This is a genomic window from Pseudomonas sp. IPO3747 (assembly GCF_013385245.1).
GTDB lineage: Bacteria > Pseudomonadota > Gammaproteobacteria > Pseudomonadales > Pseudomonadaceae > Aquipseudomonas > Aquipseudomonas edaphica.
In genome coordinates, this window is sequence record NZ_JACAQL010000009.1 from 442,052 (window position 1) to 455,295 (window position 13,244).

Annotated in this window: 10 protein-coding genes; 5 read left to right on the forward strand and 5 right to left on the reverse strand. The window is 61.2% G+C overall.

Features of this window, described 5'->3' with window-relative positions:
- Window positions 1–10 precede the first annotated feature (10 nt).
- Window positions 11–2,275 carry a DNA topoisomerase IV subunit A gene (parC, locus tag HX790_RS15150; protein WP_017138479.1) on the forward strand — a complete coding sequence of 755 codons (2,265 nt, stop codon included), beginning with the start codon at window positions 11–13 and terminating at the stop codon, window positions 2,273–2,275.
- A gap of 176 nt (window positions 2,276–2,451) precedes the next feature.
- Window positions 2,452–3,159, forward strand: coding sequence for a membrane integrity-associated transporter subunit PqiC (locus HX790_RS15155; RefSeq protein WP_026013799.1), 708 nt, complete (start codon window positions 2,452–2,454; stop codon window positions 3,157–3,159).
- 189 nt (window positions 3,160–3,348) lie between these two features.
- On the opposite strand, the gene HX790_RS15160 is transcribed toward HX790_RS15155, so the two are convergent.
- Window positions 3,349–4,881 (reverse strand): AhpA/YtjB family protein, encoded by a 1,533-nt coding sequence (locus HX790_RS15160; RefSeq protein WP_099548089.1) that lies wholly within the window; start codon window positions 4,879–4,881, stop codon window positions 3,349–3,351.
- A 133-nt stretch (window positions 4,882–5,014) separates the two neighbouring features.
- On the opposite strand from HX790_RS15160, the gene serB reads away from it, so the two are divergent.
- A complete protein-coding gene (gene serB / locus HX790_RS15165; RefSeq protein WP_176991756.1) occupies window positions 5,015–6,229 on the forward strand; it encodes a phosphoserine phosphatase SerB in 1,215 nt (404 codons plus the stop codon).
- A 141-nt stretch (window positions 6,230–6,370) separates the two neighbouring features.
- On the opposite strand, the gene asd is transcribed toward serB, so the two are convergent.
- Genes asd through HX790_RS15180 form a run of 3 tightly spaced genes read right to left on the reverse strand, consistent with a single transcriptional unit; the run spans window position 6,371 to window position 9,655 of the window.
- On the reverse strand, window positions 6,371–7,231 hold the full coding sequence (asd, locus tag HX790_RS15170) for an archaetidylserine decarboxylase (RefSeq protein WP_017138475.1): 861 nt from the start codon (window positions 7,229–7,231) through the stop codon (window positions 6,371–6,373).
- Window positions 7,232–7,246: 15 nt separating this feature from the next.
- Window positions 7,247–8,062 (reverse strand): thiosulfate sulfurtransferase, encoded by an 816-nt coding sequence (rhdA, locus tag HX790_RS15175; protein ID WP_099548090.1) that lies wholly within the window; start codon window positions 8,060–8,062, stop codon window positions 7,247–7,249.
- A gap of 57 nt (window positions 8,063–8,119) precedes the next feature.
- Window positions 8,120–9,655, reverse strand: coding sequence for an HDOD domain-containing protein (locus HX790_RS15180; RefSeq protein WP_017138473.1), 1,536 nt, complete (start codon window positions 9,653–9,655; stop codon window positions 8,120–8,122).
- Window positions 9,656–9,821: 166 nt separating this feature from the next.
- Here HX790_RS15180 and motA point away from each other — a divergent pair, with 166 nt between their 5' ends.
- The gene (motA, locus tag HX790_RS15185; RefSeq protein ID WP_017138472.1) at window positions 9,822–10,673 is read left to right on the forward strand and encodes a flagellar motor stator protein MotA; all 852 of its coding nucleotides are present in this window, start codon (window positions 9,822–9,824) and stop codon (window positions 10,671–10,673) included.
- Between the two features lie 3 nt (window positions 10,674–10,676).
- The gene (gene motB / locus HX790_RS15190; protein ID WP_017138471.1) at window positions 10,677–11,702 is read left to right on the forward strand and encodes a flagellar motor protein MotB; all 1,026 of its coding nucleotides are present in this window, start codon (window positions 10,677–10,679) and stop codon (window positions 11,700–11,702) included.
- Window positions 11,703–12,157: 455 nt separating this feature from the next.
- Here motB and rsgA read toward each other — a convergent pair whose 3' ends face one another.
- Window positions 12,158–13,189, reverse strand: a complete 1,032-nt coding sequence (gene rsgA, locus HX790_RS15195) for a small ribosomal subunit biogenesis GTPase RsgA (RefSeq protein WP_003171340.1) — start codon at window positions 13,187–13,189, stop codon at window positions 12,158–12,160.
- Window positions 13,190–13,244 lie beyond the last annotated feature (55 nt).

Here is a 13,244-nt window from a genome sequence, read left to right on the forward strand (position 1 = left end):
TGAGGCCCGCATGAGTGACATCCTCGCAGACAGCTTAGATGGCGTAGAACGCCGATCGCTGGCTGACTTCACCGAAAATGCCTACCTCAACTACTCCATGTACGTGATCATGGACCGTGCCTTGCCGCATATCGGCGACGGCCTTAAGCCCGTACAACGGCGCATTATCTACGCCATGAGTGAGTTGGGCCTGGACGCAGATTCCAAGCACAAGAAATCGGCGCGTACGGTCGGTGACGTGCTTGGTAAGTTCCACCCGCACGGCGACTCGGCCTGCTACGAAGCCATGGTGCTGATGGCCCAGCCGTTCAGCTACCGCTACACCTTGGTGGATGGCCAGGGTAACTGGGGTGCGCCGGATGATCCCAAGTCCTTCGCCGCCATGCGTTACACCGAGGCGCGCCTGTCGCGTTACTCGGAAGTGCTGCTGAGCGAGTTGGGCCAGGGCACTGCGAACTGGGGGCCGAATTTTGACGGCACCTTGGACGAACCGCTGGTGTTGCCGGCGCGTTTGCCGAATATCCTGCTCAATGGCACCACCGGCATCGCGGTCGGCATGGCCACTGACGTGCCGCCGCACAACCTGCGCGAAGTCGCGACTGCCTGCGTGCGTTTGCTCGATGAGCCAAAAGCTACGGTCGAGCAGCTCTGCGAACATATTCAAGGCCCGGATTACCCGACCGAAGCGGAAATCATCACGCCGCGTGCCGACCTGCTGAAGATGTACGAGACCGGCAAGGGCTCGGTGCGCATGCGCGCGGTTTACCACATTGAAGACGGCGACATTATTGTCACCGCACTGCCGCATCAGGTGTCCGGTGCCAAGGTGCTGGAGCAGATTGCCGCGCTGATGCAGGCCAAACCGTCGAAATTGCCGCAAGTGGCTGACTTGCGTGACGAGTCCGACCACGAAAACCCCTGCCGCATCGTGATCATCCCGACCAACAGCCGGGTCGACCACGAAGTGCTGATGCAGCATCTGTTCGCCAGCACCGACCTTGAGTCCAGCTACCGGGTCAACGTCAACATCATCGGCCTGGACGGCAAGCCACAGCTGAAAAACCTGCGCAACCTGCTGGTGGAATGGCTGGAGTTCCGCGTACAGACCGTGCGCCGCCGCCTGCAATTTCGTCTCGACAAGGTTGAGCGCCGCCTGCACCTGTTGGATGGTTTGCTGATCGCTTACCTCAACCTGGATGAAGTGATCCACATCATCCGCACCGCCGAGCACCCGAAAGCCGAGCTGATCGCGCGTTTCGAACTGAGCGAGATCCAGGCCGACTACATCCTCGACACCCGCTTGCGTCAGTTGGCGCGGCTCGAAGAGATGAAGTTGCGCGACGAGCAAGACGCGCTGCTCAAGGAGCAAGCCAAGCTGCAAGCCCTGTTGGGTAGCGAAACCAAGCTCAAGAAGCTGGTGCGCAGCGAACTGATCAAAGACGCCGAAACCTATGGCGATGATCGCCGCTCGCCAATCGTCGAGCGCGCAGAAGCGAAAGCCCTGACAGAAACCGAACTGTTGCCTAACGAGAAAATTACCGTCGTTCTGTCGGAAAAGGGTTGGGTTCGTTCCGCCAAAGGGCATGATATTGACGCCACCGGCCTCTCGTACAAGGCTGGCGATGGTTTCAAGACCGCTGCGGCCGGGCGTTCCAACCAGTTTGCGGTGTTTATCGACTCCACCGGGCGCAGCTATTCGGTGCCGGCGCACACCTTGCCATCGGCACGTGGCCAAGGCGAACCGCTGACCGGGCGTCTCACACCGCCACCGGGGGCGAATTTCGAGTGCGTGCTGCTGCCGGATGACGATTCGCTGTACGTGATCGCCTCCGACGCGGGTTACGGTTTTGTGGTCAAGGGTGAAGACCTGCAGGCCAAGAACAAGGCGGGCAAAGCGTTGTTGAGCTTGCCGAACAACGCCAAGGTGATCCTGCCGCGCACCGTGGAGGACCGCGAGAGCAACTGGCTGGCGTCGGTGACTACCGAAGGGCGTTTGCTGGTGTTCAAGATCAGCGATTTGCCGCAGTTGGGTAAAGGCAAGGGCAACAAGATTATCGGGATTCCCGGGGAGCGCGTGGCCAGTCGCGAAGAGTACGTGACCGACATCGCCGTGATCCCGGAAGGCTCTACCCTGGTGCTCCAGGCTGGCAAGCGCACGCTGTCACTGCGCCCCGACGACCTTGAACACTACAAGGGTGAGCGTGGCCGACGGGGTAATAAACTGCCGCGTGGCTTCCAGCGCGTGGATGCTTTGCTGGTGGAAACGCCTGTTTAAGGCGGATTAGAGGGCTCGATCTACGATTTAACGCGTAGATCGGCGCTTTCGCGCTGGAGTCAGGGCGCATATTCACGGATGATATGGCCTTTCCAGCGCCGGCGTGGCCGAGCGTGTTTAGGTTATTTTTAGTATTACATTGTGGTTCGCCTTGTGGCAGCCACCTGGATGGGATGATGACTGCTCCACGCCTTCCTTTATTTTTGATGCTCGCTGGCCTTTTGGGGCTGGCGGGTTGCAGCACACACCAACCGGTGTCGCTGTACCAGCTGGACAGCGGAAGTCCGGCTCAGCCTGCGCAAACCGCAGGCATGGCCGTTTTGCTTGGCCCGGTCGTTGTTGCTGATTACCTGCAACGCGAAACCCTGCTTCAACGTCAGAACGACGGCAGCCTGCAAGGTTCCACCGATGGTCGTTGGGCGGGCAGTTTGTCGTCCGATATCAACCAGCTGATGTTGCGTCAGGTGGCTGGCCATCTCGACAGCCAGCGTGTGGTGCTTGCACCTGGGCCGGCGGGTTTTACCCCGGACGTGCAGGTATTGCTAACCATCACGCGGCTTGACTCGGGTACTTCGCAGCCGGCGATTCTTGACGCCCAATGGCGCTTGATCGACCGCCGTGGCCAGGTGCGCGATAACCGCATCGTGCACCTGCAGGAAGAACATACCGGCACCACCGCGTCCCAGGTCCAGGCCCAGGGCGTGTTGTTGCAGCATCTGGCGCAACAGTTGTCGGTGGCGCTCAAGCCATTGGCCAACCAGCCGCCAGTGGCCGAGGCGCCGCGCAAGCAAGCGCCGTCCCAGGCCAAACCGTCAGCTCCGCAGAAGCCTAAGATGCCGATGGCCACGCCGATTCGCACGGATATGGAAGTGTTCAGGTTCTGATCTGAATCGCGCCCAAACAAAAGGCCCGCTTACTCAGCGGGCCTTTTTGTTGTCTACGATTTGATCGTTCCCACGCTACGCGTGGGAATGCCTCTTGGGACGCTCCGCGTCCCGCCGTCAGCACTGCGCAGCAGTGACGCAGAGCGTCACGGAATGCATTCCCACGCGGAGCGTGGGGACGATCAGCTGTCAGGGCTTGTTACGGGTCTCATGCATGCGCGCCAACTGCCGCTCGAGCATCGACGGGTACGGCTCCATCAGCCGCTCCACACAGCTCGCGCCTTCAGGGCTGGCGATCGGGCGGATTCGTGCGCGCTGGCGGATCAGCGCATCTTCACTGATCTTGCGCTCCACCAGCAGCAGGTTGCGGCTGTGTTGGGACAAGGCCAGCGCATCCTGGGCGATCTCGGTAAGCAGCAGGTCGATCTGGCTCATGCCGAACAGATCGTCTCCGACGGTCAGGCCAAGTTGCAGCTGCAAGGTAATGCCGCTGTCGGCCACTTCAATCTGCAAGGCATGGCCGAGGGCGCGCAGCAGCTCGCCGCAGCAGATGGCATTGGTCAGGTAGTCTTCGCCGCTGTCTTCGCTGTGGAACAGCATCAACGTGCTGCCGTCGTTCAGGGTGTGCAGCTCGCTCTGATAGAGCGACGCAGCCTGGTCGAGGCAGTCGCGGTAGCGCTCCAGCAATTCGGTGAGGCGCGCACGGGGCAGGCGACGCAGTTGGTCCTGGGCACCCAGTTGCACAGCCAGTACGGCGCTGTGCTGCGGCTCGGTATTTTTTACCGGCGCAGGTTGCGAGGCCACAACGGGTGCGGCGGCCGAGGTGTCGCGCAGGTCGGCGAACGGGTCTTCATCGTCCAGTTCGTCTTCTTCGGCCTTGATCACCTGGCGTGGTGCAGGCTTGAGGGCGGCCACCGGCGCGCTTTCGTCAAAGCCTGGGTCACGCAGGTTGCGCACTTCAAACTCGGGCTCGTCGTCGTAGTCGGTGTCGTCGTACTCAGGCTCGGGTTCAACCTCAGGCACCACCGGCTCGGGAGCGAAGCTGGCGTGAAGCTGGCGGGCGAGGTCGCCGATTTCGTCCTGGCGGTCGGTGGCCGGGGTGTGTTCGTCGATATCGCGCAGCCAGATGCGCAGTTGCATCAGCGGCGTGGAGATATGCCGACCCAGGCGCAAGCTCAGGGCCAGGGCCAGTGCCAGCAGGATCGCGCTGAGGATGCCCATGCTTTGCAGGCTGATGGTCATCGGCTGCTGGAATTGCTGCATGTCGAGGCTGATGCGCAGTTGCCCGGCCTTCACATCCTGAAACGTAATATTGCTCGAATACAGACCTTCGGCTTCACCCAGCAGGCCGTTTTTCGGGCGCTGCCCGGCTTCGGCCATGATCCGGTTGTCCACGCTGTAGATGGCGGCGTGGGCCACCAGCGGGTTCTTGGTCAGGTTATTGAGCAGCACGTTGAGGCTGAGGATGTCGTTGGACACCAGCAACTCAGTCGCCGAAGTGGCGGTCTGGGTCGTCAGGCTCTCGCCCAGGGCGTCGGCTTGCTCGTGCATGGCCTGCTTGAACTGCAAACCCATCACGCAGGCGTAGATCACCAGGGCCAGAGCGACCAGGATCACGTTATGGCTGGCGATGCGTAATGCGATCGGTACACGGCGGTGGCGCAGTGCCCGGAAGATCAGCAGGAAGAAGTTATCGGTTTTTACTGGCGTGGGCCGGTTCACTTGCGCTCGGCTCTTGGTCCGTGAAGTTGACGCGCAGTATAGCGACAGGCCTAGAACCGGCAAAGCGCTCGCTGTGCCCGATGGTCACTGAAAGTGGGTAGAATGCGGTTTTTTTCCAGCCTGGGGGTGCGCTTTGCGCGAAATTGTCCTGATAAACATCACCGGCGAAGACCGCCCGGGTCTCACCGCAGCCATTACCGGTGTTCTGGCCCAGGGTGGTGTGAACATTCTCGACATCGGCCAAGCGGTGATCCACGACACGCTGTCGTTCGGCATCCTGGTGGAAATCCCCAGCACCGAGCAGGCCTCGTCGGTGCTCAAAGACATCCTGTTTACGGCGTATAAGCTTGATCAACAGGTGCGTTTCACCCCGGTTTCCGAAGCCGATTACCAGCATTGGGTCGAAGGCCAGGGTAAAAAGCGCCACATCGTGACCCTGCTGACCCGCAAAGTAACCGCCGAACAATTGCAGCGTGTCAGCTCGATCACCGCTCAATATGGTTTGAATATCGATCACATCGACCGTCTGTCGGGTCGTATGCCGTTGGACACGCCGGCCGACAAAGGCAAGGGCTGCATCGAGTTCTCCGTGCGCGGCGAGCCGGCCGACCCGCAAGCCTTGCGCGCCGAATTCCTCAGCGTGGCCCAGGAACTGAATGTCGACATCGCCTTCCAGGAAGATTCGCTGTTCCGCCGTAACCGCCGCCTGGCGGTGTTCGATATGGATTCCACGCTGATCGAAGCCGAAGTCATCGACGAGTTGGCCAAGGCCGCCGGTGTGGGCGAGCAGGTGTCCGAAATCACCGAGCGCGCCATGGCCGGTGAGCTGGATTTTCGCGCCAGCTTCAAGGAGCGCCTGGCACTGCTCAAGGGCTTGGACGTAAGTGTGTTGGATTCGATCGGTGCTTCGCTGCGCCTGACCGAAGGCGCCGAAACCTTGTTTGCCGAACTCAAGCGCCTGGGCTACAAGACTGCAATTCTCTCGGGCGGTTTCACCTACTTCGCCAAGCAATTGCAGGCCAAGCTGGGCATTGACTATGTATTTGCCAACAAGCTGGAAGTGGTGGATGGCAAAGTGACCGGCGTGGCGGTCGAGCCGATTGTCGACGCACAGCGCAAGGCGGACTTGCTGAAGGAATTGGCCCACAAGGAAGGTTTGCGTCTGGAGCAGACCATTGCGGTCGGCGACGGCGCCAATGACTTGCCGATGCTGGCGATTGCCGGGTTGGGTGTGGCGTTCCGTGCCAAGCCGCTGGTCAAGCAATCGGCCAAGCAGGCGATTTCGACGCTGGGGCTGGATGGTGTGTTGTATCTGCTGGGCTTTCGCGATCGCGACGGGCAGTTGTAAGCCGATCTAACTGCAAGATTGCAGTAACTGTGGGAGCCGGGCTTGCCCGCGATAGCGATAGTTCAGTCATTGAAGTATTGACTGATACGCCGCTATCGCGGGCAAGCCCGGCTCCCACATTTGATTTGCATCAGCTTTAAATCAGGCTTTCGGCAGTGCGATACCCTGGCCCATCTGCACCGGCGTACCCGCCACCAACTCCTCTGCCCACTTCACCTGATCCGGCCCGAACAGCACGATGGCGGTCGAACCCAGCTTGAAGCGGCCCAGTTCAGCACCTTTCTCCAAGTGAATCGGCGCGCGTGCGGCTTCGTCGTAGCGGAAGGTTTTCAGCTCGCGTTTCGGCGGCGTGACCAGCCCGGCCCATACGGTTTCAATCGACGCCACAATCATCGCGCCCACCAACACCACAGCCATCGGGCCGCGTTCGGTGTCGAACAGGCAGACAACACGCTCGTTGCGCGCAAACAGTTCCGGCACGTTTTCGGCGGTGGTCTGGTTGACCGAGAAAATCCGGCCCGGCACGTAGACCATCTCACGCAGCGTACCGGCCAAAGGCATGTGTACGCGGTGGTAATCCTTCGGTGACAGGTAAATAGTGGCGAAATCACCGCCCATGAACGGTGCAGCCAACGCCGCATCACCACCGAGCAATTCCAGCACGCTAAAGCTATGGCCTTTGGCCTGGAACACACGACCGTGTTCAATCGGGCCAAGCTGGCTGACCGCGCCGTCGGCTGGGCTCAGCACCGCGCCTGGAGTTTCATCCAGCGGGCGGGCGCCGTCTTTCAGGGCGCGGGTAAAGAAGGCATTGAAGTGCTCGTAGGCGGTGAGGTCTTCGACCAGCGCCTGGGACATGTCCACTTGATAGCGCTTGGCGAACCACGCCGTGAAGGCATTCTTGAACCAGCGCACGCGGCACTCGGCAATGCAGCCGGCCAGGCGCGACAGCAAGTGGTGCGGCAGCAAGTACTGGCTGAGGATAAACAACTGCTTTTTCATAACTGTCCTTAAACCTTAAATCTCGACGGGGGTGTCGGGGTGGTTGCCCCATTCGCCCCAGGAACCGGCATAACCTTTGACTCGCGGATAACCGAGCGCCTTGGCCACCAGGTAGGTGAAGCCAGAGCGGTGGTGAGTCTGGCAGTGGGTGATGATTTCTTTGTCGCGGGTCAGCCCGAGGTCTTCGAGGATCTGCGGCATGTCGCGGCGGATACGCAGGTTGCGCGCCTTGTCCATACCGGCAGTCCATTCGAAGTTGACGGCGCCGGGGATGTGACCACCCTTGGCGGCGAGCACTTTCTCGCCGGAATATTCCAGCGGGCCGCGTGCGTCCCAGATCCCCAGGTCGGCGGCGCCGAGACGGCTTTGCAGGTATTCGCGGGTGGCGGTGGGGCCGTCGTGCAGCGTGAGGCTGACCGGGCCGCCAACCGGGGCGGGCACTTCGGTGGATACCGGGTGTTTTTCGTCCAGCCAGGCCAGCAGGCCGCCATCCAGGTAGTGGTACTTCTGGTGGCCGATCACGTCGAGCAACCAGATGAACCGCCCGGCCCAGCCGCCGCCTTCGTCGTCATAGACGACGTAAGTGGCGTCCGGGGTGTGGCCCAGTTCGCCGAACAGCTTTTCCAGGTCGGCCTTGTGCGGCAGCAAGCCGGGTGCTGGCGGCTGGCCCAGTTGGGTGCGCTTGGGGTCAACGAAATGCGCGCCGGGGATATGCCCTTCGGCGTAGCGGGCGGCACTGGTGAGGTCCACCAGAATCAAGTGTTCGGCATCCAGGCGACCAAGCAGGTCGCTGGACTCGATCACCAGCGGCAAGCCAGAGAAGTCAGGCATGTGAGGTCTCCTGGGCACAAATGTTGGTGATAAAAGAGGGCGATTGTAGCGCAAGCATCAGGCGCTGCGGTTGGTAAAGCTGTGCAGCGCTTTCTCGATGCATTGAGCGGTTTTGCCAAAAGCCTGCACGGTGGTTTCCGAGAACGGCCCGCCGCCCTGGTCGGCGACCATCAGCATCACCACGCGGCCATTGCAGCTCAGAGAGCGTAGCAACAGGTGTTCACCGGTAAACCAGCGGCGCAGGATCGGCGGCAGCAGCGCAGAAAATTGCGCGTGATTGTCTGGCGTGAGGCGCACCTGGGCGGACTTTTCCAGCAAGCGTTGCAGCAGTGTGCTGTTGACGACGTCGAGGCTCAGGTTGGCAGCGTCCTTGGGCAAGCCATCGGCCTGATGCACACGCAAGGTACTCAGGGCGCGGTCGGCCATAAAGAGCAGCACCCGCTGCATGCCACTGGCGACCAAGGCTTCCTTGGCGCAGGTGGTCAAGTGCATGGCGTTGGCAAAGCGGCTTGGTTCGACCAGCAACTCGGTGCAGCGCTTGCGCCACACGGCCAGTGCTTCGGCAGTGGGCGGCGGTGCGGGCAGCAGGCCGCGATGGACCTTCTGCACATGCCACGGCCAGATCAGCGACAGCGCCGGGTGCCAGAGGTCCGGCATCAAGGTGGTGCGCGCGCTGGTGACCGCTTGTTGGTGAACCTGCTGCTGCACGTCACACAGCGGCGCTTGCAGGTACAGCGCGGTAAGGTATTGCCAGCGCTCGGTGTGCGGGCAGGTCCAGGATTCCTGGGCCGACATCGCCAGGCCGTTGGCCAGCAGCACGGTGTTGGCGGGTTGGTTCAACCAGCGCCGCAGGTTGGGTTCGGCATCGAGCAGTTGCTGCTGGCGCAGCGCGTCATCTTCGCGGGCGATGTGCAGCGCCTTGACCAGCAAGCGCTGCTCGGTCAGCAGCAGGTTGTAGCCCTGGGACACCCAGATCGGCAGGTGCCAGGCTTCGGTCAGGCCAAGGCACAAGTCGAGCAGGCGTACACCGAACAGTTCCTGCTCGACCTTGTGCGCCGACTGGCCTTTGTGGATGACCCGCAGTTCCCATTCTTCCAGGAGTTTGGGGTAGGCCACGGCCAGCGGCCACAGCGGCGACAGAAACAGCAGGCTGCCCCAATGGATGTCTTGCCACAGCCGCGCCAGGCGGCTGGCGAACAAACCGTTGGCTTGCTGTGAGGCGTGCTGGCTTATCAGCAGCAGTTGGCGCAAAGCCACCGGGATGTCTTTTTCCGGCACCGAGGGCAGGCGCGCGAGCAATTCTTCGGCGCGTTTGAGACCCAGGCGGTTCAGCGCCACTTCGAGGTTTTCCGCCGGCCCCGACAGGCTGCCGTGCGCCTGGCTGTTGGCCTCGCGCATCACACTGAGCACCAGTGCCGGGCTGTTTTGCATCAGCTCGGCAATATCTCGCAATGAACTGCGGCTGTCGCGGATGGCCTTGCACACGCGTTCGTGACTAGCCTGAGGAACAGGCAGCAGCACATCGTCCAGGCGCTTGATCCAAGCGGCGAGGGTGGTGGGTTTTGTATTTGGAACTGTCGTTTCGTTTGCCATGATTGGGGCGCGATCATCACTTGCGTTCTACACGCCCGGAACGGGCCGAATTGGCTTTTCGCCTTAACGGGCTATAGTCTGGCGCAGTTTTGCCGATAAGTAGAACAAGAGTTTTCTGCAGCACCCACTATGTCCATGAACCCGACGGCGCAAGTACCAATCTCCTATGGCTAAAATTATCGGCATCATCGTCGTCATCGCAAGTGTGCTCGGTGGGTACGTCCTGTCCCACGGTAAAATTGCCGCGCTGATCCAGCCCTTCGAAGTGCTGATCATCGGCGGCGCCGCGTTTGGTGCTTTCCTGCAGGCCAACCCCGGCTACATGACCATGCACGTGATCAAAAAGTCGCTGGGCATGTTCAGCTCACGCTTCTCTCACACGTTCTATCTTGAAGTGCTGGGGCTGATCTACGAGATCCTCAACAAGAGCCGCCGCGAAGGCATGATGGCCATCGAAGGCGACATCGAAGACGCTGCCGCCAGCCCGATTTTCGCCAAGTACCCGGCCGTGCTCAAAGATGAGCGCATGACCGCCTACATCTGTGACTACCTGCGCATCATGTCCTCCGGCAACATGGCCCCGCACGAGCTCGAAGGGCTGTTCGACATGGAGCTGTTCAGCCTGAAGGAAGAGCTGGAACATCCTTCCCACGCCGTGACCGGCGTCGCTGACGGCATGCCCGGTTTTGGTATCGTTGCGGCGGTACTGGGCATTGTGGTGACCATGGCATCCCTGGGTGAGGGCGACCAGAAGGCTATCGGCATGCACGTGGGCGCGGCCCTCGTCGGTACCTTCTTCGGTATCCTCGCGGCCTACGGTTTCTTCGGCCCACTGGCCACGTCCCTGGCCCACGATGCCAAGGAAGAAGTGAATTTGTACGAAGCGATCAAGGCCTGCCTGGTGGCTTCGGCGTCCGGCATGCCGCCATCGCTGGCGGTGGAGTTCGGGCGCAAGGTGCTGTACCCGAAACATCGCCCAAGTTTTGCCGAGCTGGAACAAGCGGTTCGCGGTCGCTAAGTCATGGAAAACAACCAGCCGATAATCATCAAGCGCGTCAAGCGCTTCGCTGCGGGGCACCATGGCGGCGCCTGGAAAATCGCCTTCGCCGACTTTGCCACGGCGATGATGGCGTTCTTCCTGGTGCTGTGGCTGATGTCGACCGCCACGCCCGAGCAGAAGATCGCCATTGCCGGTTACTTCAAAGACCCGATTGGTTTTTCGGAAAGCGGCACGCCCTTCGTGATCGACCTGGGCGGCTCACCGCAACTGGCGCCTGAGCGCACCATCAACCCCGAGGTCAAGACCGAGTCGCCGCAGGAAAATATCCCGATCGAGCGCGACACCGTCGAGAGCATGGCCGAGCAGGTCGAGAAAGAGCGCCTGGAGTTGTTGCTGCAGGAACTGCAGACCAAGGTCGAAGAAAACCCGCAGCTGCTGAAGTTCAAGGATCAGATTTCCTTCGAGATCACCCCCGAAGGCTTGCGCATCCAGATCACCGATGCGGCCAATCGGCCGATGTTCGACTCCGGCAGTGCGCGCTTGAAGCCGTACTTCGAAGATATCCTGCTGGCCATGGCCGACACCATCAAGGCGGTGCCGAACAAGATCAGCATCAGCGGTCATACCGACGCCAAGCCCTATGCGGGCCAAGGCGACTTCGGCAACTGGGAGCTTTCGGCCAACCGCGCCAATGCCGCCCGTCGTGCGCTGGTGGCGGGCAGCTATCCCGACCCGCAAGTGGCGCGCGTGGTGGGGTTTGCGTCCTCGCAGTTGTTTGACCCTAAAGACCCGTTCAACCCGATCAACCGCCGTATCGATATCGTGGTGCTGACTAAAAAAGCCCAGCGTGCGATTGAAGGTGATCAGCCGCCACCTGCGGCGCCGACCCAGGGCGAAGGCGCTCCGGGTGAAGTGCCGGCAGATCCGAATGCTATTCCGCCAGGGCAGGAGCCGCTGCCGGCCCATGAGCTGCGGCAGAAGCTGAACCTGTTTGATGACGGCGGGGTGAAAGACCCTACGGCGCCTGCGCCAACGCCGGGTTCGTAAGCGGTCTTTGTTGGTTGTAAATGAAAACGCCCCGACTATGTCGGGGCGTTTTCATTTGTGTTCAGAGAGGAAGGTAGGCTTTGACGCCGCTGATGACACCTCGCATGTCCTCCACGCACAGGCGCGGCACGAAGTACTCCCGGCCCTTGGAGCGAGTCTTTCTGTGCAGTTGTTAATGGCCCACAAAAAGCAAAGCCGCCCGAAGGCGGCTTCATTCGACGCGCAGTGGAGCTTGCTTCGCCCCTTCTGCGCCGCTGGATCAACCCCGAAAAGGATCCAGACTCCTGCCAGCTTTCGCTGGTGACGGAGCAATTATGCGCATCGAGAAATCCGAATACAAGCTGGCTTGTGCGTATGAGCCACCCAGTTGGTCCGGGTCCTTGATGCCTGCTCCTATTAAATCAATGGACTAGGGGCTTCAGTACACTGGTTTATGTGTATCAAGAAGTGGATCGTTAGTAGCTGCTCTCCGGCAAGCTCGCAATAATCGACCGGTAGCTGTTCATCCGCTGCTGCTGCACGCGCCCATCTTCGAGGGCCTTGAGCAACGCACAACCCGGCTCGCGGTCGTGTTTGCAGTCGCGGAAGCGGCAGGTGCCGATCAGGTCGTTGAACTCGATGAAGCCCGCTTCCACATCGCTGCGGCTGACGTGGCCGAGGCCGAATTCACGGATGCCTGGGGAGTCGATCAACTCACCGCCGCCGGGGAAGTGGAACAACCGCGCGGTGGTGGTGGTGTGGGTACCCTGGCCGGACAGTTCCGACAGCGGGCCGACACGGGTGTCGACTTCCGGCAGCAGGCTGTTGACCAGCGATGACTTGCCCACGCCAGACTGGCCGACGAACACACTGATGCGCCCGTCCAACTGCTGTTGCAGTTGTTCCATGCCATTGCCGTGATGCGCCGACACTTCCAGCACCGGGTAACCCAGGGTGCGGTAGACCGCCAGCAACGCGTTGAGCGCCGGGGCGTTCTGCTCGTCGATCAGGTCGAATTTGTTCAGCAGCAGCAGCGGGCGAATGCCGGCATGCTCGGCTGCGACCAGGTAGCGGTCGATCAGGTTGGCATGCGGCTCGGGCAGCGGTGCGAACACGATCACGATCATGTCAACGTTGGCCGCCACTGGCTTGAGCTGGCCACGACTGTCGGGGCGGCGTAGTTCGGTGGTGCGCGGCAATTGGGCGACGATCACGCCGATGCCCTGGTTGCCGGCACGCCACACGACCTTGTCGCCGGTGACCAGCGCAGGCAGGTTGGCGCGCAGGTGGCAGCGCGACACCGAGCCTGCGAGTTCGCCCTCGAGCGCCTCGACTTCGACCTGCACACCAAAGTGCGCGATCACCAGGCCCGTTTGTTCAGGCCCCAGGTCGCCGCCCTCGAGCGCTTCCACGGCGGAGGATTCACGTTTGGCGGCGCGAGCGGCGCGTTCGCCTTGAATCTTTTCGATGCGCCAGTTTTGGCGGCGATTGAGCTGGCGTTTGGCCATTGGTGTTCCGTGTCGATAATGCAAAGGTTGGGTAAAACGGTCGCGAGTCTAGCAC

Coding starts and splice junctions, on each gene's coding strand:
- motA (WP_017138472.1), top strand. CDS start 9,822: ATGGCTAAAATTATCGGCATCATCGTCGTCATCGCAAGTGTGCTCGGT.
- HX790_RS15180 (WP_017138473.1), bottom strand. CDS start 9,655: ATGGCAAACGAAACGACAGTTCCAAATACAAAACCCACCACCCTCGCC.
- rsgA (WP_003171340.1), bottom strand. CDS start 13,189: ATGGCCAAACGCCAGCTCAATCGCCGCCAAAACTGGCGCATCGAAAAG.
- parC (WP_017138479.1), top strand. CDS start 11: ATGAGTGACATCCTCGCAGACAGCTTAGATGGCGTAGAACGCCGATCG.
- HX790_RS15155 (WP_026013799.1), top strand. CDS start 2,452: ATGACTGCTCCACGCCTTCCTTTATTTTTGATGCTCGCTGGCCTTTTG.
- rhdA (WP_099548090.1), bottom strand. CDS start 8,062: ATGCCTGACTTCTCTGGCTTGCCGCTGGTGATCGAGTCCAGCGACCTG.
- asd (WP_017138475.1), bottom strand. CDS start 7,231: ATGAAAAAGCAGTTGTTTATCCTCAGCCAGTACTTGCTGCCGCACCAC.
- motB (WP_017138471.1), top strand. CDS start 10,677: ATGGAAAACAACCAGCCGATAATCATCAAGCGCGTCAAGCGCTTCGCT.